20 protein-coding genes are annotated in these 21,205 nt (G+C 63.7%); 16 read left to right on the forward strand and 4 right to left on the reverse strand.

The window, feature by feature from the left end:
• Together HV766_RS05980 and lpdA are read left to right on the forward strand one after the other, a co-directional pair.
• A partial coding sequence (locus HV766_RS05980; RefSeq protein ID WP_175180778.1) for a dihydrolipoyllysine-residue acetyltransferase occupies nt 1-1,038 on the forward strand: 1,038 nt, incomplete at its 5' end.
• Between the two features lie 12 nt (nt 1,039-1,050).
• On the forward strand, nt 1,051-2,826 hold the full coding sequence (gene lpdA / locus HV766_RS05985) for a dihydrolipoyl dehydrogenase (RefSeq protein WP_175180779.1): 1,776 nt from the start codon (nt 1,051-1,053) through the stop codon (nt 2,824-2,826).
• A gap of 93 nt (nt 2,827-2,919) precedes the next feature.
• Here the strand turns inward: lpdA and HV766_RS05990 are convergent, their stop codons facing one another.
• The 4 genes from HV766_RS05990 to HV766_RS06005 all read right to left on the reverse strand — a co-directional run bounded on the left by HV766_RS05990 (nt 2,920) and on the right by HV766_RS06005 (nt 6,854).
• The gene (locus tag HV766_RS05990; protein ID WP_175180780.1) at nt 2,920-3,114 is read right to left on the reverse strand and encodes a YjfB family protein; all 195 of its coding nucleotides are present in this window, start codon (nt 3,112-3,114) and stop codon (nt 2,920-2,922) included.
• 92 nt (nt 3,115-3,206) lie between these two features.
• Nucleotides 3,207-4,067 (reverse strand): hypothetical protein, encoded by an 861-nt coding sequence (locus HV766_RS05995; protein WP_175180781.1) that lies wholly within the window; start codon nt 4,065-4,067, stop codon nt 3,207-3,209.
• A gap of 339 nt (nt 4,068-4,406) precedes the next feature.
• On the reverse strand, nt 4,407-5,657 hold the full coding sequence (locus tag HV766_RS06000) for a FliC/FljB family flagellin (RefSeq protein ID WP_175180782.1): 1,251 nt from the start codon (nt 5,655-5,657) through the stop codon (nt 4,407-4,409).
• A 441-nt stretch (nt 5,658-6,098) separates the two neighbouring features.
• Nucleotides 6,099-6,854, reverse strand: a complete 756-nt coding sequence (locus tag HV766_RS06005; RefSeq protein WP_054456655.1) for an RNA polymerase sigma factor FliA — start codon at nt 6,852-6,854, stop codon at nt 6,099-6,101.
• A 431-nt stretch (nt 6,855-7,285) separates the two neighbouring features.
• Here HV766_RS06005 and flhD point away from each other — a divergent pair, with 431 nt between their 5' ends.
• From flhD to flhB, 14 genes are all read left to right on the forward strand, one after another.
• A complete protein-coding gene (gene flhD / locus HV766_RS06010; protein WP_013393369.1) occupies nt 7,286-7,609 on the forward strand; it encodes a flagellar transcriptional regulator FlhD in 324 nt (107 codons plus the stop codon).
• 32 nt (nt 7,610-7,641) lie between these two features.
• Entirely contained in the window at nt 7,642-8,223 is a 582-nt protein-coding gene (gene flhC / locus HV766_RS06015) for a flagellar transcriptional regulator FlhC (protein WP_118934083.1), read from the forward strand.
• A gap of 118 nt (nt 8,224-8,341) precedes the next feature.
• Entirely contained in the window at nt 8,342-9,217 is an 876-nt protein-coding gene (gene motA / locus HV766_RS06020) for a flagellar motor stator protein MotA (RefSeq protein ID WP_054456657.1), read from the forward strand.
• An 11-nt stretch (nt 9,218-9,228) separates the two neighbouring features.
• Complete coding sequence (gene motB / locus HV766_RS06025) at nt 9,229-10,218, forward strand: flagellar motor protein MotB (RefSeq protein ID WP_054456658.1); 990 nt, start codon at nt 9,229-9,231, stop codon at nt 10,216-10,218.
• Nucleotides 10,219-10,220: 2 nt separating this feature from the next.
• Nucleotides 10,221-10,601: a response regulator gene (locus tag HV766_RS06030; protein WP_054456659.1), complete on the forward strand. Its 381-nt coding sequence runs from the start codon at nt 10,221-10,223 to the stop codon at nt 10,599-10,601.
• Between the two features lie 29 nt (nt 10,602-10,630).
• Nucleotides 10,631-12,757 (forward strand): chemotaxis protein CheA, encoded by a 2,127-nt coding sequence (gene cheA / locus HV766_RS06035; RefSeq protein WP_175180783.1) that lies wholly within the window; start codon nt 10,631-10,633, stop codon nt 12,755-12,757.
• Nucleotides 12,758-12,773: 16 nt separating this feature from the next.
• Nucleotides 12,774-13,274, forward strand: coding sequence for a chemotaxis protein CheW (gene cheW, locus HV766_RS06040; protein WP_054456661.1), 501 nt, complete (start codon nt 12,774-12,776; stop codon nt 13,272-13,274).
• 90 nt (nt 13,275-13,364) lie between these two features.
• On the forward strand, nt 13,365-15,068 hold the full coding sequence (locus tag HV766_RS06045) for a methyl-accepting chemotaxis protein (protein ID WP_119451937.1): 1,704 nt from the start codon (nt 13,365-13,367) through the stop codon (nt 15,066-15,068).
• Nucleotides 15,069-15,076: 8 nt separating this feature from the next.
• Nucleotides 15,077-15,934 (forward strand): CheR family methyltransferase, encoded by an 858-nt coding sequence (locus tag HV766_RS06050; protein ID WP_175180784.1) that lies wholly within the window; start codon nt 15,077-15,079, stop codon nt 15,932-15,934.
• A gap of 19 nt (nt 15,935-15,953) precedes the next feature.
• Nucleotides 15,954-17,012, forward strand: coding sequence for a protein-glutamate methylesterase/protein-glutamine glutaminase (locus HV766_RS06055; RefSeq protein ID WP_013393378.1), 1,059 nt, complete (start codon nt 15,954-15,956; stop codon nt 17,010-17,012).
• 50 nt (nt 17,013-17,062) lie between these two features.
• Entirely contained in the window at nt 17,063-17,452 is a 390-nt protein-coding gene (cheY, locus tag HV766_RS06060; protein WP_013393379.1) for a chemotaxis response regulator CheY, read from the forward strand.
• Between the two features lie 8 nt (nt 17,453-17,460).
• Entirely contained in the window at nt 17,461-18,093 is a 633-nt protein-coding gene (cheZ, locus tag HV766_RS06065; protein WP_042793272.1) for a protein phosphatase CheZ, read from the forward strand.
• A 220-nt stretch (nt 18,094-18,313) separates the two neighbouring features.
• The gene (locus tag HV766_RS06070) at nt 18,314-19,861 is read left to right on the forward strand and encodes a methyl-accepting chemotaxis protein (RefSeq protein WP_225588712.1); all 1,548 of its coding nucleotides are present in this window, start codon (nt 18,314-18,316) and stop codon (nt 19,859-19,861) included.
• Nucleotides 19,862-20,047: 186 nt separating this feature from the next.
• Nucleotides 20,048-21,202, forward strand: a complete 1,155-nt coding sequence (gene flhB / locus HV766_RS06075; protein WP_054456664.1) for a flagellar biosynthesis protein FlhB — start codon at nt 20,048-20,050, stop codon at nt 21,200-21,202.
• Nucleotides 21,203-21,205: the final 3 nt, after the last annotated feature.

Genomic DNA, 21,205 nt, shown 5'->3' on the forward strand with positions numbered 1-21,205 from the left:
GCCCCGGCTCCGGCCGCCAAGGCAGAGGCCGCCGCCGCGCCCGCCGCCAAGGCCGAAGCGCCTGCGCCTGCCGCGCAGCGTCCGGCTCCCGCCGCCGCGCTCGAAGACGCCAACCTCAAGCCCGGCCAGCTGCCGCACGCGTCCCCCTCGGTGCGCAAGTTCGCGCGCGAACTGGGCGTGAACCTGAGCAAGGTCAAGGGTTCGGGTCCCAAGGACCGCATCACCGCCGACGACGTGCGCGGTTTCGTCAAGCAGGCGCTGGCGGCGCCCGCCGCGGCCGCTGGCGGTTCCGCCGACGGCGCCGCGCTGGGACTGTTGCCGTGGCCGAAGGTCGACTTCACCAAGTTCGGCCCGATCGAAGCCAAGCCGCTGTCGCGCATCAAGAAGATCTCCGGCGCGAACCTGCACCGCAACTGGGTCATGATCCCGCACGTCACCAACAACGACGAAGCGGACATCACCGACCTGGAAGCGCTGCGCGTCACGCTGAACAAGGAAAACGAGAAGTCGGGCATCAAGGTCACGATGCTGGCCTTCCTGATCAAGGCCGTGGTCGCGGCCCTGAAGAAGTTCCCCGAGTTCAACGCCTCGCTGGACGGCGACAACCTGGTGCTCAAGCAGTACTACCACATCGGCTTCGCCGCCGACACGCCCAACGGGCTGGTGGTGCCGGTGATCCGCGATGCCGACAAGAAGGGCATCCTGCAGATCGCCCAGGAAATGACCGACCTGTCCAAGAAGGCCCGCGACGGCAAGATCTCGCCCGCCGAAATGCAGGGCGGCTGCTTCTCGATCTCGTCCCTGGGCGGCATCGGCGGCACCTCGTTCACGCCCATCATCAACGCCCCTGAAGTGGCCATCCTGGGCGTGTCGCGCTCGGCGCACAAGCCCGTGTGGGACGGCAAGCAGTTCGTGCCGCGCCTGATCGTGCCGCTGTCGCTGTCGTACGACCACCGCGTCATCGACGGCGCCTCCGCCGCGCGCTTCAACGCCTATCTGGGCGCCTTGCTGGCCGACTTCCGCCGCATCGCGCTGTAAACGGGGAGCCCCATGAGCAATACCGTTCAAATCAAAGTGCCGGACATCGGCGACTTCAAGGAAGTGGAAGTCATCGAAGTGCTGGTCGCCGTGGGCGACACGATCAAGCCCGAGCAGAGCCTGATCACCGTCGAGTCCGACAAGGCCTCGATGGAAATCCCCGCGTCGCAGGGCGGCGTGGTGAAGTCCATCAACGTGAAGGTCGGCGACAAGGTCGCCGAAGGCACGGTCGTGCTGGAAGTGGAAGCTGCCGCGGGCGCCGCCGCAGCCGCCGCGCCCGCCGCCAAGGAAGCCCCCAAGGCCGCCGAGGCGCCCAAGCAAGCAGCTCCGGCTGCGGCAGCGGCGCCCGCCGCGGCCAGCTTCAAGGGCTCGGCCGATGGCGAGTACGACATGCTGGTGCTGGGCGCAGGCCCCGGCGGCTACTCCGCCGCCTTCCGCGCCGCCGACCTGGGCCTGTCCGTGGTCCTGGTGGAACGCTACGACACCCTGGGCGGCGTCTGCCTGAACGTGGGCTGCATTCCGTCCAAGGCGCTGCTGCACAACGCCGCCATCATCGATGAAGCCCGCGAACTGGCCGCCCACGGCATCAGCTTCGGCGAGCCCAAGATCGACCTGGACAAGCTGCGCGGCTACAAGGACAGCGTGGTCGCCAAGCTGACCGGCGGCCTGGCCGGCATGGCCAAGGCCCGCAAGGTCACCGTGGTGCATGGCGTGGGCGAATTCGCCGACCCCAACCACCTGACCGTCAAGGCCGCCGACGGCAAGACCCAGACCCTGCGCTTCAAGCAGGCCATCATCGCCGCCGGCAGCCAGTCGGTGAAGCTGCCGTTCCTGCCCCAGGACGACCGCATCGTCGACTCCACCGGCGCCTTGCTGCTGCGTGAAGTGCCCAAGAAGATGCTGATCATCGGCGGCGGCATCATCGGCCTGGAAATGGGCACGGTGTACTCTACGCTGGGCGCGCGCCTGGACGTGGTGGAAATGCTGGACGGCCTGATGCAGGGCGCCGACCGCGACCTGGTCAAGGTATGGCAGAAGAAGAACGCCTACCGCTTCGACAACATCATGTTGAAGACCAAGACCGTGGGCGCCGAAGCCAAGAAGGACGGCATCTACGTTAGCTTCGAAGGCGAGGGCGCGCCCAAGGAGCCGCAGCGCTACGACCTGGTGCTGCAAGCCGTGGGCCGCAGCCCCAACGGCAAGAAGATCGGCGCCGACAAGGCTGGCATCGCCGTGACCGACCGCGGCTTCATCGAAGTCGATCGCCAGATGCGCACCAACGTGCCGCACATCTACGCCATCGGCGACATCGTCGGCCAGCCCATGCTGGCGCACAAGGCCGTGCATGAAGGCCACGTCGCCGCCGAAGCCGCCGCAGGCCAGAAGTCCTTCTTCGACGCCCGCGTCATTCCGTCGGTGGCCTACACCGATCCGGAAGTGGCCTGGGTCGGCCTGACCGAAGACGAAGCCAAGAAGCAGGGCATCAAGATCGAGAAGGGCGTGTTCCCCTGGGCCGCCTCCGGCCGCGCCATCGCCAACGGCCGCGACGAGGGCTTCACCAAGCTCATCTTCGACGCTGAAACGCACCGCATCCTGGGCGGCAGCATCGTCGGCACCCATGCGGGTGACCTGATCAGCGAACTGGCCCTGGCCGTGGAAATGGGCGCCGACGTCGTCGACATCGCCAAGACCATCCACCCGCACCCGACCCTGGGTGAATCGGTGGGCATGGCCGCCGAAGTTGCAGAAGGTGTTTGCACCGACTTGCCGCCGATGAAGAAGAAGTAATGCGCAGGAGGGCGGTCATGCCGCCCGCGCAATGCAAAAGCGCCGGCCCTGGACAGGGACCGGCGCTTTTTTTGTGTGCGTATGGCGCGGCGTTCAGGCGTGCGTATCGATGCGCGAACCCAGCGTGGCGTCTACTGCCAGCACCGGCAGCGACTGCATCAGCGTCAAGGCCGTGTCCGCTTGCGCATTGAGCGCCTTCTTCAGTACGCGGACCTGCACTTCCTGCATGACATTCGCGTCCTGCAAAGCCAGGGCGGTATTGACGGTGTCGCTGATCGATGCGTCCATGCTTGGGGTGTCCTAGTGTTTGGTAGGGGGCTTAAGCCGGTATTGGATTATCGCGTGGGCCGCACCCGGATGCACGGGATTCGTGGCGGTCATCACGGCCGATTCGGGCATTCCTTGATGGTGCCCCAAGCGCGATTGGGCTCGCAGAACTGCCGGCGTGCGGCCCAGGCGCAGTCGGGGCGATCAAAGAACCCCAGCGTTGCGCAACGTGCCAACTCACCTTTCAGCTCTTCCACCCAGGCCATGGGGTCTGCTGCGGGGATTTCGGTCACGCGCAGGGTAGACCTGGGAGCAGTGTTCACCGTGTCCACCGCTGTGCTCGCTGCCGCGCGCGACGCCGCATCGTGCTCGGGCTGCGCCTGCGAGGTGGGTTGCTGTTCAGCAGGGGCGGGCTGTGCCGTGGGCTCAGGTTGCGGTTCTGCCAAACCTGGGCCCGAACCGGAATCGGAGTCCGAATCTGGAACGGGTACTGGCACCGCCAACGACGTCATTTCCGGGTGGCCGAATACAGGTTCCGCGTTCGCAGGTGGCGCCGGTGTCAGAGGTATCCGTACCGGGCCGGCAGCCGTGGAGCCCGAAACGGTCGTATTCGGCGAGCTCCATGACACCACCAGCAAAACCAGCGCGCCATAGATTGCCAGTGTATACAGCACGGTCAGCGTGGCATATCCCAAGCGCCTACCCGTGATCGGCCGCGCGTCTTCGCGTCCCACCAGGGCGCGCCAGCGGACCAGTGCAGCGCCAGGCGCCGATATCAACCACCAGAACATCCGCCGTAGCGGACCGGGTTCCTGCGGCGCGGGCGCGGCCTGCGCCTGCGCCACCAGCAATTCGCGCAAGGCGCGGTTCTCTTCGCGCAGACGCAGGGTCTGCTCATCCATCGGCGCCTGGGCATCGGGATCCGGAATGCTGCTGTGCTGCGTAGCGAGTGGATCGGGAGGCGTCGCGGTCATGTTGTGAAAATTATTGATACAAAGCGTGCAGCCGCGAGTATGAGGCAATCGGAGGAAGTGAAAAAGGGGAATAGTCCGAAAAAATGGGGCTTGATTGGGACTGGGGTATATGCCGGTTCGGCGCCAGGTCCGTATCGTTGCCGGGCTGATCCAATCTCATGGATGCGGTGAACAAATTGCGCCGGCATGGAGCGCTAGCGACAAGTTGGGCCAAAAAGAAACAAGCCGGCGGATGCCGGCTTGTTGGTCTCGACTAGGGCGTGAGGGCCCTGGGTCGGTACCGGGAGGGCAGGGCCCAGAGGCCCCGCATCTACCCGACCGTCAGGCGTTGCGGCGTGATTAACGCAGCAGCGACAGAACGGTTTGCGGAACTTGGTTGGCTTGCGCCAGAACCGAGGTGCCAGCCTGTTGCAGGATCTGGGCCTTGGTCATGTTCGACACTTCCGTGGCGTAGTCGGCGTCTTGAATACGCGAACGGGCGGCGGACAGGTTGGTGATGGTGTTGTTCAGGTTGGCGATCGTCGATTCGAAACGGTTCTGAACAGCGCCCAGTTCACCGCGCAGGGCGTCGACGTCCGACAGGGCCTTGTCCAGCTTGGCCAGCGGGTTGGCGGTGGAGCCGGTGGTCAACGAGGCAACGCTGAGGTCGCTGCTGTTGAGCGTGTAGTTTGCAGTGGCGGTACCCGACGAGGCGGTCGATTGCGGGTTCACGGCGATGTAGAAATTGGAAGCGGCGCCAGACGCCAGTGCCTTGCCATCCGCACCCACCGTGATGCCACGGCTGGCGAGGTTTTCGACTTCAGTGGCCGACGCGGGAGTGACGGTCACGGTGGCATACCAGTTGCCGCGGCCATCTGCCGTCAGCTTGTCGCTGAGCGAAACGCTGTCCGTGGACACACCCAGTTTCTGAGCGAAGTCGGCCCGGGCATTGGTGCCGAAGCTGACCGAGGAAGCCGTGAATTGGGTGTCGTTACCGAAGACCTTCTGGAAGTCGGCAGTGGACACGTTTGTGGCGGCGGTACCGTCCGCCTTCGTGATCGCGCCGCTTGCATTGACCGTCGGACCCGCGACGCTGAAGCTGCCCAGACCCAGCGTGCCGGCGGTGATCTGCTTCAGGTCGATGCTGATGGTTTCGTTGTCGTTGGCGCCAACTTGGATCGTCATCTTGTTGTCGGCCGACAGGACCTTCACGCCGTTGAATTGCGTTTGGGCCGACACGCGGTCGATTTCGTCCAGGCGTTGCTGGATTTCGTCCTGGATCGAGCGCAGGTCGGAGGGGGAGTTGGTGCCGCTGACAGCTTGCACCGACAACTGACGGACGCGCTGCAGGTTGTTGTTGATTTCGCTCAGGGCGCCTTCGGTCGTTTGGGCGATCGAGATGCCGTCGTTGGCGTTGCGGGCGGCTTGGGTCAGGCCATTGACGTTGGCGGTGAAACGGTTGGCGATGGCTTGGCCAGCGGCGTCGTCCTTGGCGCTGTTGATGCGCAGGCCCGACGACAGGCGCTCGATGGCGCTGCCCAGGGACGATTGCGACTTGGTCAGGTTGTTCTGTGCAACCAGGGACAGGTAGTTGGTATTGATGACTGCCATGTGAGGCTCCCGAGAGAGAAAGGCTTCTTCAAACTGGGCAGCAAGGCCGCCCACTGGTGTTAACGGGAAAGTTCGTCGACTTGGTGTCTAGGAATCTCTCCGTTGCCAGGATTACGGCAGTCCAAAATCAATCTTTAGCGCCATTTCGCGAAAGTCGGGATTTTTCTTTCGTCTCGATAGGATGGGCAGACGCCCGACCCCGGCGGCGTACCGCGCATGCCGCGATACTTATCTTTAGGGGGGGGTGAGCATCATGGGCGCGCCGCATCCGTGCGGCTCCTTCATTCTGAATCAATGTATGGAGTGCTTGCGCACGGTCCATCATCTGCTGCTGGCATGCAATGCAAAACGGACGCGATGTGCGTCCGTCATGTTAAGAGCCTTCCGTGGTGAGGGCCGGCCGTGCAAGAGGTTCCCGCCAGGCACGCAACCGGTGCTGATCTATATCACCTGCGCAATTTGCCCATCCTGAGGCAATTCCTGCCAAGCCTGTTCCTTCAGCTTCGCCCGTATCCGCGCCGTCGCCTGCGACCTCAGTTGGCACACCCGTGCCTCGGTCACATTCAGGATCGCGCCGATTTCCTTCAGGTTCAGTCCTTGCTCGTAGCAAAGTGACAACAGCAACTTTTCACGCTCGGGCAGGGCGTCGATCGCGTGGATCAGCGCCTGGCGGAAGTCCCCGGCCAGCAGCGAATCCAGCGGATTGCCGCCGGCCGCGCCATGGTTCAGGGTGGCCGCCCAGTCGGATTGACCGCCAGCCGAGTCGGGCTCGGTGGTGAAGTCTTCGTAGTGCACGATCTGCACGCCCTGGGCGTCGTGCAACAGTGTTTGATAGTCACCCAGGGGCATGTCGAGCTGTTGCGCAATTTCGGCTTCCGTCGGCGCTCGCATCAAACGCTGTTCGAGCTGCTGGATGGCCTGCTCGATCTTGCGCGCCTTGGCGCGCACGCTGCGGGGCAGCCAATCCTGTCCGCGCAATTCGTCCAGCATCGCGCCGCGGATGCGGGTGGTGGCGTAGGTCTCGAATTGGGCGTCGGCCGTTTCCTGGTAGCGGCGCACGGCATCGAGCAGGCCAATCATGCCGGCCTGGATCAGGTCGTCGAGCTCTACGCTGGCGGGTAGCCGGGCGAGCAATTGCAGGGCCAGCTTCCGCACTAGCGGGGCATATTCGACCAGGCTGTCATCTGCGTGAGGCATTGCGGGAGTGTCGGGCGGTGTCCATCGTGGCGCGTGGTCTGTTGTTGTCAATTTGCGACATTGTCGACAAACGCGCGGCGGCGCTAAAGCTAGGTGGATTTAGTGATCTGCAAGCTGCCATTGTCGGCAAACAACACCGTTTCATTCCTCAAAGTACGCAATGTTTTGAATGCTTATTTGCCAAATTGACGTAAATTCGTCTGAAATTTATATGTCAAGGTGTATCGGAAACGGTAAGTTGCGCAACATCAACAAAGTTTTGTCATATAAGTCATAGAAAATGACATCAGCTGTGGTAAATTTTACTTAAATTGCGAACAAATGATACATTTCGCATCAAAGCGGGATGTATCGAACGTAATGGCAACGGAATTCCGGTGCTTTTGCTTACACAAGCCCCCATCGGCGGGATAGGGAATAGGGAGTTGGGCGTGCAACAAGTCGAAAATTCATTGCTGACAGACATTCGCGAAGTGAATCTGTCCTATTTGTTACTGGCACAGCGCATGCTGCGCGACGACTACGCGGCGTCGATGTTCCGCCTGGGATTCAGCAATGAGGTTGCTGACATCCTCATGCGCCTTTCGCCGGCGCAATTGGTCAAGCTCGCAAGCTCCAGCTCGTTGCTGTGCCGCTTCCGCTTCGATGACTACAGCCTGTTGTCCGCGCTGACCCATGACGTTCTGGGTGGTGCGCTGCAGCAAGCGCACGCAACCATCCTGCTGGCCAAGCAGCCTGTCGAAGAATTGGCCTGACGGCCTGATCATTCCATCCGGAAGCACGTGTAATGGCCACCAAGAGCGTTTCGCAGGAAGCGGATGACATTCTGCTAGCCAGCTCCATGATCACTTTGGGAGCCCGGCTGCAGGTGCTGGAGGCTGAAACCAGCCTCAGCCACGACCGCCTGGCACGCTTGTACCGCGAAATCCGCGGCTGCTCGCCACCCAAGGGCATGCTGCCCTTTTCGGTTGACTGGTTCATGACCTGGCTGCCGAACATCCATTCCTCGCTCTTCTACAACGTGTATTCGTTCCTGAATACGCGCACCAGCAGCAAGGGCATACGCGCCACCATCGACGCCTATCGCCTCTATCTCGAAAACGCCGGCACCGATGCCGCCGAAGGCGCAGAGCCCGTCCTGAGCTTCACGCGCGCCTGGATGCTGGTGCGCTTTTTTGATAGCGGCATGCTGCAAATGTCCGCCTGCCGCCAATGCGGGGGGCATTTCATCGCCCATGCCCACGATCCCCAGTCGGATTTCGTGTGCGCGATCTGCCGGCCGCCACCCCGTGCCGGCAAGACCCGCGCTGCGGCCAAGGCGCGCTCCGGCACCCGCCCCGCACCCGTTGCGAATGCCGCCCGGCTCTGACCGGCGGTATTCAAATACATCAAAAGCCCTGGAAAACTCCCCGTAACCCGCCTTTTTGGGTCGGGGGGAACAGGGGATCATTGACGCCAGTTTTAGACTTCGTTGGCAGGGGCCTGATGTGTTGATTGTTATCGGTTTTCTCGTGGTGGCCGTGTCGGTCGTCGGCAGCTTCATAGCGCTGGGCGGCCATTTGGGCGCGCTATACCAGCCGTTCGAGCTCACGCTGATTTTCGGGGCGGCTTTTGGTGCCTTCCTCGCCAGCAACAGCAAGAAGTCGTTGATGCTGGTCAAGTCCGCCTTGCCCGACGCCTTGAAAAGCTCGCGCTACGGCAAGGACGTGTACATGGAGCTGATGGCGCTCTTGTACGTGCTGCTGAACAAGGCACGCCGCGAAGGCCTCATGGCTATCGAATCGCATATCGAAGACCCGGAGTCCAGTCCGATCTTCAGCGAGTACCCCCGCATCGCCAAAGACGCCAAGCTGATGGAGTTCATCACGGACTACCTGCGCATCATGATCAGTGGCAACATGAGCTCGTTCGAAATCGAGACGCTCATGGATGAGGAAATCGAAACCTACCGCCATGAGCGCGAAGTTCCTGTGCGCGCACTGCAGCAAATGGCCGATGGCCTGCCGGCCTTCGGTATCGTGGCCGCCGTGCTGGGCGTGATCAAGGCACTGGCCGCCGTGGACCAGCCTCCGGCGATCCTGGGCGACCTGATTTCCAAGGCCATGGTGGGCACGTTCCTGGGTATTCTGCTGGCCTACGGCTTCGTGGGGCCGCTGGCGTCGCGCATCGAGCGGCGCAGCGATGAGGCCACCAAGGTGCTGGAATGCATCAAGACCACGCTGCTGGCCAGCATGAACGGCTATCCGCCCCAGCTGGCCGTGGAGTTCGGCCGCAAGGTGCTGTTCTCCGCAGTGCGTCCGACCTTTGGTGAGCTGGAAGAGCACGTCCGGCAAGCCAAGTCCACCGCCACCGGCAAGGCCTGACGGAGCGGGCCATGAGCACGGTAAACAACCACCGTGTGGTGATCCGCCGCAAGAAGGTCCACGGCGGCGGGCACCACGGCGGCAGCTGGAAGATTGCATACGCCGACTTCATCACGGCGATGATGGCGTTCTTCCTGGTGATGTGGCTGATCAGCGTGGTCCCGCGCGAAGAGCTCAAGGGCATTGCGGAGTACTTCCGCATGCCATTGCGCGTCGCCATTACGGGCGGGCCCAGCAGTTCGGCCGAGACCAGCGCGGTTCCAGGAGGCGGCAGGGATCCCTTGCGCAGCGAGGGCGATGTGCGCCGCGCGCAGGGCAACCGCGTCGAGGCCCAGCCCATGGGCGACGCCGAACGCCGCGAACAGCATCGCCTGGAAAATCTGAAAAAGCGGCTCGAAAACGTCATCGAGACGAGTCCGGTGCTGAAGAGCTTCAGGCCGCAGCTGCTGATCGACCTGACTACCGAGGGTCTGCGCATCCAGATCATCGACAACCAGAACCGTCCGATGTTCGCCACCGGCCGCGCGGAAGTGCAGCCTTACATGCGCGACATCCTCAGGGAACTGGGGCCGGTCCTGAATGAATTGCCCAACAAGGTCAGCATCTCCGGCCACACCGACGCCTCGCAATACGCTCGCGGAGAGCGCGCCTATAGCAATTGGGAGCTGTCGGCCGACCGCGCCAATGCGTCGCGCCAGGAGCTGGTGGCGGGCGGAATGAACGAAAGCAAGGTCCTGCGCATCCAGGGGCTGTCGTCCAGCATGAGCCTGGTTAAAGATGACCCGTATGCGGCCGTTAATAGACGTATCAGCCTTGTGGTGCTCAACCAGAGCACCCAGCGGCGCATCGAAAGCGAGAACGCCGCGGCTGCGGACGTCAGCGCCAAGGATGCCCGCGAGGTAGGAACGGCGGTGGAAGCGGCGCAAGCCGCGGCCCAGGCCACGACGGCAACCAAACCAGGCGAGGCGGAGAGCAACCCGCCCGCGGAAGGGGTTCGATAGCAATGGCTGCAACGATTCTTGTGGCGGACGACTCGGCGACGATGCGCATGATCGTCCAGGCGACGTTGACGGGCGCTGGATGGAAAGTCCTGACGGCCGGCAATGGCCAGGAAGCGCTGGAATTGGCCAAGAGCCACCCGGTGGACCTGGTGGTCAGCGACTGGAACATGCCGGTCATGGGCGGTCTGGAGCTGATCCAGGGACTGCGCCAAGAGGACGAGTACCTGGACGTGCCGGTCTTGGTGTTGACCACCGAGGACGACGTGGACAGCAAGATGGCCGCCCGGGATCTGGGGGTCTGTGGCTGGCTTTCCAAGCCGGTCGACCCGGATGTGCTGGTGGAATTGGCGTCTGAACTGCTCGACGAGCAGGCCGGCGCGTAAGCAAGTTCATTTTTGAAGGCGTACGGGTCATGAGTTCTGGTTTGGACCTCAGTCAGTTTTACGAGACCTTTTTCGACGAGGCGGACGAGCTGCTCGCGCAGATGGAGCAGCTGCTGCTCGAGCTGGATGTGGGCGCGCCCGACATCGAACAGCTCAACGCGATCTTCCGCGCCGCCCACTCGATCAAGGGTGGGGCGGCCACCTTCGGCTGCTTCACGCAGCTGGCGGGCACGACCCATTTGCTGGAAAACCTCCTGGATGCGATCCGTCGCGGCGAAATGGCGCTGCGTACGGACATGATCGATATTTTCTTGGAAACGAAAGACGTGCTCAAAAGCCAACTGGATGCCTATCGGGCCTCCGAAGAGCCCGATGAAGCCGTGTTTGAGCGTATCTGCGCCGTATTGAGGCAGCTTGCGCTGGAGCATAAGGATCCCGCCGCGGCAGCCGCGCCGGCCGAGGCCCCTGCACCCGTGGCTGCGCCGGTTCCGGTTCCGGCCCCGGCTCCCGTGATCGCCCCGCCGCCTGCCCCCGAGCCCGCAGAGCAAGCGCCGGCAGCGGAAGCCGGCAGCTTGCCTCTGCGTGTGCGGATCACCAAGGTTTCGGACAAGGACGCCGCCTCTCTCCTCGAGGAAATGGGCAATCTCGGCAACGTCAAGGCCAGCGAACGCGCCGACGGCGCCCTGACCGTCTGGATGGACAGCACCTGCACGCCGGACGATATCGAGGCAGTATGCTGCTTCATCGTCGACGGCGACCAGCTGGAAATCAGCCGCGAGGCTGCTCCGGCGGGCGTAACGCAGGCTGCTGCTCCAATTGCGGCTGCGACGCCCGCGCCGGCTCCCGCACAGACGGCGCCCGAAGCGCCGGCCGTCGCCGAGTCGGCTGCGGCCGCCGAGGCCATCACACAGTCCACCCGCGCAGCCCGGCCCGCTGCGGCAGCTCCGGCGCACGCGGACAAGGAATCCACCTCGATCCGCGTCGGCGTCGAAAAGGTCGACCAGGTCATCAACCTGGTGGGCGAACTGGTCATTACCCAAGCCATGCTGGCCCAGACCGCATCCACGCTGGATCCGGTGCTGCACGACCGCCTGCTCAATGGCATGGAACAGCTTGAGCGCAATGCCCGCGACCTGCAGGAAGCGGTCATGTCCATCCGCATGATGCCGATGGATTACGTGTTCAGCCGCTTCCCACGCCTGGTGCGCGACATCGCCAGCAAGATGGGCAAGCAGATCGAACTGCAAACCCACGGCCGCGCAACGGAACTGGACAAGAGCCTGATCGAACGCATCATCGATCCGCTGACCCACCTGGTGCGCAACAGCCTGGACCACGGCATCGAGACTCCCGAAAAGCGCGTCGCCGCTGGCAAGGACCCCGTCGGACAGCTGGTGCTGTCGGCCCAGCACAACGGCGGCAACATCGTCATTGAAGTCAGCGACGACGGCGGCGGGCTGAACCGCGACAAGATCCTGAAGAAGGCGATCGCCCAGGGCCTGCCCGTCAACGAGAATTCGCCGGACGACGAAATCTGGCAGCTGATCTTTGCGCCGGGCTTTTCCACGGCCGAAAAGGTGACGGACATCTCCGGCCGAGGCGTGGGCATGGACGTGGTGCGTCGGAACATCCAGGACATGGGCGGCCACGTGCAGCTGTCGTGCGAGCCGGGCAACGGCACCACGACGCGCATCGTCCTGCCGCTGACGCTGGCCATTCTGGACGGCATGTCGGTGCGCGTCGGCGAGGAAACCTTCATTCTGCCGCTGAACCATGTAACCGAATCGCTGCAGCCCACCAATGACCAGATCTACTCGGTGGCGGGCAACGAGCGCGTGATGCACGTGCGCGGCGAGTACCTGCCGCTGGTCGAAATGCACCGGGTGTTCTCGGTCAGCGACGCCCAGACCGATCCCACGCAGGCCATCGCGGTCATCATGCAAGCCGAGGACCGCCGGTTTGCGTTGCTGGTGGATCACCTGATCGGCCAGCACCAGGTCGTGGTGAAGAATCTGGAATCGAATTACCGCAAGGTGCCGGGCATTTCCGCCGCCACCATCCTGGGCGATGGCAGCGTGGCCCTGATCGTCGACGTATTTGCGCTTGCGCGCGCCAACCGCGAGCGTTGGTCGCAGCCCGAAGCCATTCTGAATTGATGGAGAAATAAACCTCATGGCAGCCAAACCGCAAGCGCAAGCCGCGCGCAATGAAGATGTCGGCAGCGAGTTCCTGGTGTTCACGCTGGGCGACGAAGAGTACGGCATCGACATCCTGAAGGTGCAGGAGATCCGCGGCTACGACGCCGACACGGTCACCCGCATCGCGAATGTTCCGCCGTTCATCAAGGGCGTGACGAACCTGCGCGGCATCATCGTGCCCATCGTCGACCTGCGCATCAAGTTCAACCTGGGCCGCGTCGACTACAACGAGCAGACCGTGGTCATCATCCTGAACCTCGACCGCCGCGTCGTCGGTATCGTGGTGGATGGCGTGTCCGATGTGCTGATGCTCAATTCGGGCCAGATCCGCCCGGCGCCGGAATTCGGCGCCACTTTGTCCACCGAGTACCTGACGGGCCTGGGCACGGTGGACGAACGCATGCTGATCCTGGTGGATATTGAAAAAATGATGACCAGCGACGAAATGGCGCTGGTGGAGAAGGTCGCGTCCTGATCGGAACGGCCTGCTGGGAGGTAAAAGCGCCATATTGAACCCAATGTGGCGCTTTCCTTTAACGACTTCAATCTGGGAGTGGTTCTTGTGATGCGCAAGTTCTTCGCAAACATGACGATACGCAGCAGCCTGTTGTGGGTGCTGGCGTTTTTCTCATTCATGTTGGTGATAGGGGCCGCGTTGGGCGTGCTGTCCCTGCGCATCAGCAATGGCACCCTGGCGCAGATCAAGCAATCGCAAGAGCTGGATGACGCGGTCGGCCGCGTGGTCTCCAGCTACAAGGACACCATGACTGGCCTGGGCCGCGCGGCCGCCGCCAACTATGCGGACATCGTGAAGAGCGTGGGGCAGCCCACCTTGCTGACCCAGGGCTTGTCCTCCGAGGCGGCTGGCCTGCTGGAGCGGGCCAAGGCCTCCATGAACAAGGGGCAGGCCGAGTACGAGTATTACAAGAGCCTGGCTCGGCCCGCCGAAGCGGCCGACGCCCTGAAAGAAATCGACGAATCCTATGACGCGCTGGTCCGGCAAGGGCTGACGCCGCTGGTGGCAGCCTTGGAAAAGGCGGACATGCCTGCCTACCAGAAGCAAGTCCAGACGGTACAGGACGCTCTCGAGGGCCGGTACGCGCGCGCCATCGAAGGCTTTGATTTCTGGCGCGCCAGCAAGACGCTGGATGCGCACGAAGTGGCACAGGTGCGCTACCAGTTCGTCCTGATGGCAGTCGCCGCCGGCGGCGTGATCGCCGCGCTGCTTGTGTTCGCCACCTATGTGTTCCTGCGTCGCCGCGTGCTGCTGCCGCTGAAGGAAGCCGGTCATCACTTCGACCGCATCGCCGGTGGCGACCTCACCGCCCGCGTGGACGCGCGCAATACCAACGAAATCGGCCAGCTGTTCGCCGCCTTGAAGCGCATGCAGGAAAGCCTGACCCGCACCGTGGCGTCAGTGCGCCGCGGCGTGGATGAGATCAACGTCGGTTCGCACGAGATCGCGGCAGGTAATACGGACCTGTCCAGCCGCACCGAGCAGCAAGCGGCCTCGCTGGAAGAAACCGCGGCTTCGATGGAAGAGCTGGCCTCTACCGTCAAGCAGAACGCCGACAATGCGCGCCAGGCCAACCAGCTGGCGGCCAGCGCCTCGGACGTGGCAGAGCGCGGCGGTTCGGCGGTGTCGGAAGTGGTCCACACCATGCAGGAAATTTCGGCAAGTTCGCGCAAGATTTCCGAGATTGTGTCGGTGATCGACGGCATTGCCTTCCAGACCAACATCCTGGCGCTGAATGCGGCGGTGGAAGCTGCCCGAGCGGGCGAGCAGGGCAAAGGCTTTGCCGTGGTGGCAGGCGAAGTGCGCTCGTTGGCGCAACGCAGCGCCCAGGCGGCCAAGGAAATCAAGGGCCTGATCGAGGATTCCGTGACCAAGGTTGGCGCGGGCTCGCAGCAGGTGGAGCGCGCCGGCTCGACGATGCAGGAGATCGTGGCCTCGGTGAAGCGCGTGACGGACATCATGGGCGAGATCTCGGCGGCGTCCGAAGAGCAGTCCAGCGGCATCGAGCAGGTCAACCGTGCCGTGTCGCAGATGGACGAGGTGACGCAGCAGAACGCGGCGCTGGTGGAAGAGGCTGCAGCAGCTGCGGGTTCTCTGCAGGAGCAGGCGCAGCGCCTGGCCGAAGCGGTGTCCGTGTTCAAAATCAACGTGGGTGAGGTCATCGAGGTTCCGGCCCAGCGCCTGTCGTCGGCGCGTTCCGCCGGTGACGACACCCGCTTGCAGGCGCCTGACGCGCTTGCGCTTGGGCACTGAGGATCGCAGTGGCTACAGCAGCGGCAACCCAGGCGCCGTCCATTTCGGTGGAACGCCAATTCGATTTTCGCGACGCGGACTTTTCGCGCGTGCGCAAGATGATTCACGCCTATGCGGGAATTTCGCTGGGCACGCACAAGCGCGAAATGGTCTACAGCCGGCTTGCCCGGCGCCTGCGCGCGCTGGGCATGCAGGATTTCGGCAGCTATCTGGACCAGCTTGAAAACGAGCCGAATGCGGCCGAGTGGGAAGATTTCGTCAACGCATTGACGACCAACCTGACCGCCTTCTTCCGCGAATCGCATCACTTCCCCATCTTGGCTGACTTTGCCAAACGGCGCGGCGGCCCGGTGTCGGTGTGGTGCTGTGCGGCCTCCACCGGGGAAGAACCGTATTCCATCGCCATGACGCTGGTGGAAGCGCTGGGCCCTCGGGCCAGTGCAAGTTCGGTGCTGGCCACCGATATCGACACCAATGTGCTCACCCGTGCGCGCGCGGGGGTCTACCCGGCCGAGCGCGTGGACAAAATGGATAACGAGCGTCTGCGGCGCTTCTTCTTGAAAGGCCGGGGCGCCAACGAAGGGCAGGTCCGGGTGCGTCCCGAGATCGCCGACATGGTCCGATACGAGACGCTGAACCTGTTGGCGCCGACGTGGCAGATCAACGAACAGTTTGATGTGATCTTCTGTCGCAACGTCATGATTTATTTCGACAAACCTACCCAGGCCAGGATCCTGGAACGGTTTGTGCCGCTGCTCAAGCCGGGTGGCTTGCTGTTTGCTGGCCATTCCGAGAACTTCACCTATATCAGCCGGGACTTTCGTCTGCGCGGGCAGACTGTCTATGAATGCGCGGGCAGGTCCTGAGCGGGCCGAGGCAGCAAAAATGAAGAAAATTAGCGTTTTGTGTGTGGACGATTCGGCGTTGGTGCGTGGCCTGATGACCGAGATCATCAACAGCCAGCCGGACATGGAGGTGGTCGCAACCGCGCCCGATCCGCTGGTGGCACGCGAACTCATCAAGCGCCATAACCCCGACGTGCTGACGCTGGACGTGGAAATGCCCCGCATGGACGGGCTGGATTTCCTGGAAAAACTGATGCGCCTGCGGCCCATGCCGGTGGTGATGGTGTCGTCGCTGACCGAGCGCGGCGGCGAAATCACGTTGCGGGCCCTGGAACTGGGCGCCATCGACTTCGTCACCAAACCCAAGCTGGGCATCCGCGACGGCCTGCTCGAATACACCGAGATCATCGCCGACAAGATACGCGCCGCCTCGCGCGCCAAGCTGCGCGCGCCAGCAGCGCACGCCGCGCCCGCCGCACCCGCGCCCATGTTGCGCCGTCCGCTGTCCAGCTCGGAAAAGCTGGTCATCGTCGGCGCGTCCACGGGCGGCACGGAAGCGATCCGCGAGGTGCTGCAGCCGTTGCCGCCCGACAGCCCGGCCATCCTGATCACCCAACACATGCCGGCGGGCTTCACGCGCTCCTTTGCGCAACGCCTGGATGCCCTGTGTGCGGTGACGGTCCGTGAAGCCGTGCACGGCGACCGCGTGTTGCCCGGGCACGTTTATCTGGCGCCGGGTGGTGACATGCACATGCGTCTGGGCCGCAGCGGTGCCAACTACGTGATCGAGCTTGAAGCCAGCGAACCCGTCAACCGCCATCGCCCGTCGGTGGACGTGCTGTTCAACTCGGCGGCCGTCGCCGCGGGCAAGAACGCCATCGGCGTCATCCTGACCGGCATGGGCAAGGACGGCGCGGCCGGCATGCTGGCCATGCACCGCGCGGGCGCCCACACGATTGCGCAGGACGAGGCCAGCTGCGTCGTCTTCGGTATGCCCCGCGAAGCTATCGCCTTGGGCGCCGCGGATGAAGTGGTTTCGTTGTCGGCGATAAGCGAACGCATTCTGACTCGCCTGGGCGATCGCGGGCACCGCGTCTGACGCGCAAGGCTCCCCGATCGGTCCAAGCTAAATTTTTTCTGGAGTAGAAGATGGTAGACAAGGGCCTGAAGATTCTGGTGGTGGATGACTTCCCCACCATGCGGCGGATCATCCGCAACCTGCTCAAAGAGCTGGGTTTCGAGAACGTGGATGAGGCCGAAGACGGCGCCATCGGCCTGGAAAAGCTGCGCAACGGCGGTTTCCAGTTCGTGGTGTCGGACTGGAACATGCCCAATCTCGACGGCCTGGAGATGCTCAAGCAGATCCGCGCCGACGCGGCGCTGGCCTCGCTGCCCGTGCTGATGGTGACGGCCGAGGCCAAGAAGGAAAACATTGTTGCCGCGGCCCAGGCCGGCGCCAACGGTTATGTGGTCAAGCCTTTCACGGCGGCGACGCTGGAAGAGAAGCTCAACAAGATCTTCGAGAAAATCGCCGGTTGAGGTGAGCCATGAGCACGACGGAACATGAGAGCCCGGGCGATTCCCCCGACCTGATCCACCGCATCGCGTCGCTGACGCGCATGCTGCGCGACAGCATGCGCGAACTGGGGCTGGATCAGGCCATCAAGGACGCAGCCAACGCCATTCCCGATGCACGCGACCGTCTGCGCTACGTGGCGCAGATGACGGAGCAGGCCGCCAACCGCGTCTTGAACGCCACCGAGCAGGCCGGCCCCATCCAGGATGGCCTGTCGCGCTCGGCGCAGGCGCTGGATGCGCGCTGGCAGCAGTGGTACGACCAGCCCCTGGAATTGCCCGAGGCGCGCGAGCTTGTGAAGGACACGCGCGCCTACCTGCAGGATGTGCCGAAGCAGGCGCAGCAGACGCAATCCCAGCTGATGGAAATCATCATGGCGCAGGATTTCCAGGACCTCACGGGCCAGGTCATCATGCGCATGATGGACGTGGTCGGCGCGATCGAGCGTGAACTGCTGCAGGTGCTGCTGGACAACGTCCCGCAAGAACGCCGCGACGAAGCCAACAGCCTGCTCAACGGGCCGCAGATCAGTCCGCAAGGCAAGACCGACGTAGTGACCAGCCAGGACCAGGTCGACGACCTGCTGGCCAGCCTGGGCTTCTAGCCGGGAGCCGCGCCGCCGGACAGGGACTCCGGCGGTGCATTTTCCGGGTGGTGCCGCCCGCGCATGAAGGTAGTCCCTAAGGGCGCAAAGCGCGCCTCGTGGATAGACTCCCCTCCAAAACAATAATCAGGGGCCGTGCAGCGTGAATCATGGCGCGCAATGCGCGCCAGGCAACGGATGCCCATAGAAGGCGATCCGGGCCGGCACAAGGAGATTGATCATGGCCAGATCCGTATTCCGCCTGGGCGGCATGTGGCGGTTGTTGCGGCGGCTCAATCGCGGCGACGCGACCCTGTCGGAACGTACGCTATCCATCAGCCCGGCCGTTTGGCCGCTGTACGGTTTCATGGCGCGCATACGCAGCCGCATCATGACCGTACGCCAATCCAGCATCGAAATCGCGCTGAACGCCGCGCGCACGCAGTTCCAGGCGGGCCATTGTTCGATCCTGGCACAGGAGCAGGCGCGGGCCGCGGAAGCGCTCGCGGCCAGCGGCGCGCAAATCGCCGCGTTGTCGACGTCAACCTCCACCCATGCGCGCGAGATTGCCGAGGTGTCAGGGCAAAATCTGCACGCGGCGCAGCAGGCGCTGGCCGAACTGTCCGACGTCAAGGCGCGGGTGGAGCGCATGACGCGGGAGATGGCTTCATTCACCGAGGTGGTCGGTCAACTGACAGACCGCGCCCACTCCGTTGGCGACATCAGCAAGCTGATCAAGGAGATCGCCTTGCAGACTCAACTCCTGGCCTTGAACGCCGGGGTCGAGGCGGCCCGGGCGGGGGATGCGGGGCGGGGATTCGCCGTGGTCGCCAGCGAGGTCGGGCGGCTGGCCGAGCGTGTGAACTCGGCTACCAGCGATATCGGCCGGCATACCGCCGAAATGTTGGAGCTGGTGGAGACGACCCAGCATCAGACCGGCACATTGCGCGAGGACGTCAACGCGTCCGGCGCAGTGCTGGATCGGACATGCTCCGGCTTTGAGCGTTTCGTGCGGGATTTCGACAGCATGAACCGCCAGGTCGGCGACGTTGTCCAGGCCATAGGCGAGGTGGACTCCACCAACCACGGTATGAGCGAGGAGGTGGGGCGGATAGCGGCGTTGAGCGCCGACGTGCTGAATCGCGTCGGCAACATGTCCAGCGAAATCGACCGCATCCGTCGCCAGACGGAGAGCGTGCAGGAGGTACTGGCCGACATGCGCACCGGCAATACCGCCTTCGACGGCCTGTCCCAGGCTGTCGAAGCCTTCCGCGACGCCGCTGTCAACCTTCTGGAAGACGCCAGAAGCCGTGGTGCCGATGTGTTCGACCGCCATTACCGGCGCATTCCCGGCAGCGACCCTGCGCGCTACCACACCAGTTACGACCGGCAGATCGATGAGACCGTGACGCAGTTGCTTGATAGCGTGCTGGATGGCGTGCCGGGCGGGATCTACACGATCCTGGTGGACGGCCGGGGTTACGCGCCGGCCCACAATCGCCGCTTTTCGCAAGCGCCTACCGGGGATCCGAAGCAGGACATCCTGCGAGTGCGCAACAAGCGCATCTTCGATGATCCGGTGGGCTTGCGCCTGGCGACCAATACCGGCGGGATGCTGCTGCAGACCTATTCCCGCGATACGGGCGAAATCGTCAATGACATTTCCATCCCGGTCTATCTGGGGTCGGAACATTGGGGCGCGGTGCGGATCGGCCTGGACTTCAACCGCTTCCAGGCGGCGGCCGGAGAGGGCGAGGCAGACCGGCTGGCGGTCGCCACAGGCCACTGACGTGGCTGGCCTGCCCGGGCCTGAGGGCGTTCCGGGCGGGCCTGGAGCGCGCCGCCTGAAACGCATCCGGGAATAGCGCCGCTTTCCCCCCGTTTCTTGGCTTATCGCCAGACCCCGGGGCCTCCTAGAATCTCGGCGGGCAGCTCGTAATTCCAGAATCCGCGAGCCGCAACGACACCGCAGAGCATGGCCGAAGAAAGCGACCTCGAAAAAACCGAAGCCGCCTCTCCCAGGCGCCTGGAAAAGGCGCGCGAGGAGGGGCAGATTGCGCGTTCCCGCGAGTTGGGAACGTTCATGATGCTGGCGGCGGGCGTGGGCGCCATCTGGGTGGGCGGCAGCTCGCTCTATCGGACCCTGAGCGGCGTGTTGCGCAACGGCCTGGCGTTCGATCAGCGCATCGTTCTCGATCCCGGCGTGATGGTCGAGCGTGCGGTGGAGGGTTTCGGCCAGGCCCTGCTGGTGCTGTTGCCGATTTTCGGGCTGTTGGCTGTCATCGCCGTGTTGTCCAGCGTGCTTTTGGGCGGCATCGTCATCTCGGGCAAGCCCCTGCAGTTCAATTTCTCCAAGCTCAGCCCCATTTCCGGGGTGAAGCGGATGTTCTCGTCACAGACGGTGGTGGAGCTCATCAAGGCGCTGGCCAAGGCCGCGCTGGTCGGCGGCGTGGCGGTCTGGGTCATCTGGCGCTACCACGACGACATGCTCAGCCTGATGCACGTGGCGCCGTCGGCGGCGCTGATCAAGGCGCTGACGCTGGTGGCGATGTGCTGCGCCTTCATCGTGGCGTCGCTGATGATCATCGTCATGCTGGACGTGCCGTGGCAGATCTGGAGCCACCTGAAGAAGCTGCGCATGTCCAAGGAAGACGTGCGCCAGGAACACAAGGAAAGCGAAGGCGACCCTCACGTGAAGGCGCGCATCCGGCAGCAGCAGCGCCAGGCGGCGCGCCGCCGCATGATGGCAGAGGTGCCGAAGGCGGACGTGGTGGTCACCAACCCCACGCACTACGCCGTGGCCCTGAAGTACGACGAGGAAAAGAGCGGCGCACCGCGGGTGCTGGCCAAGGGTACGGGCCTGATCGCAGCCAAGATCCGCGAGCTTGCCGCCGAGAACCGCATCCCCACATTGGAAGCGCCGCCCTTGGCGCGCGCATTGCATCAACACGTGGAGCTTGGGCAGGAAATCCCGTCCGAACTCTACACCGCGGTGGCAGAAGTGCTGGCGTGGGTCTTCCAGCTGCGCTCCTGGCGGGCCGGTTGGGGCGCCGAGCCGACGGCCCCGACCCGGTTGCCCGTGCCGGTCGAGCTGGACCCGCAAGCCAAAACCGCAGCACAAGGAGCTTAAGGA

Origin of the sequence: Achromobacter aegrifaciens (assembly GCF_902859735.1) — a bacterium.
Taxonomy (GTDB): Bacteria; Pseudomonadota; Gammaproteobacteria; order Burkholderiales; family Burkholderiaceae_B; genus Achromobacter; species Achromobacter aegrifaciens.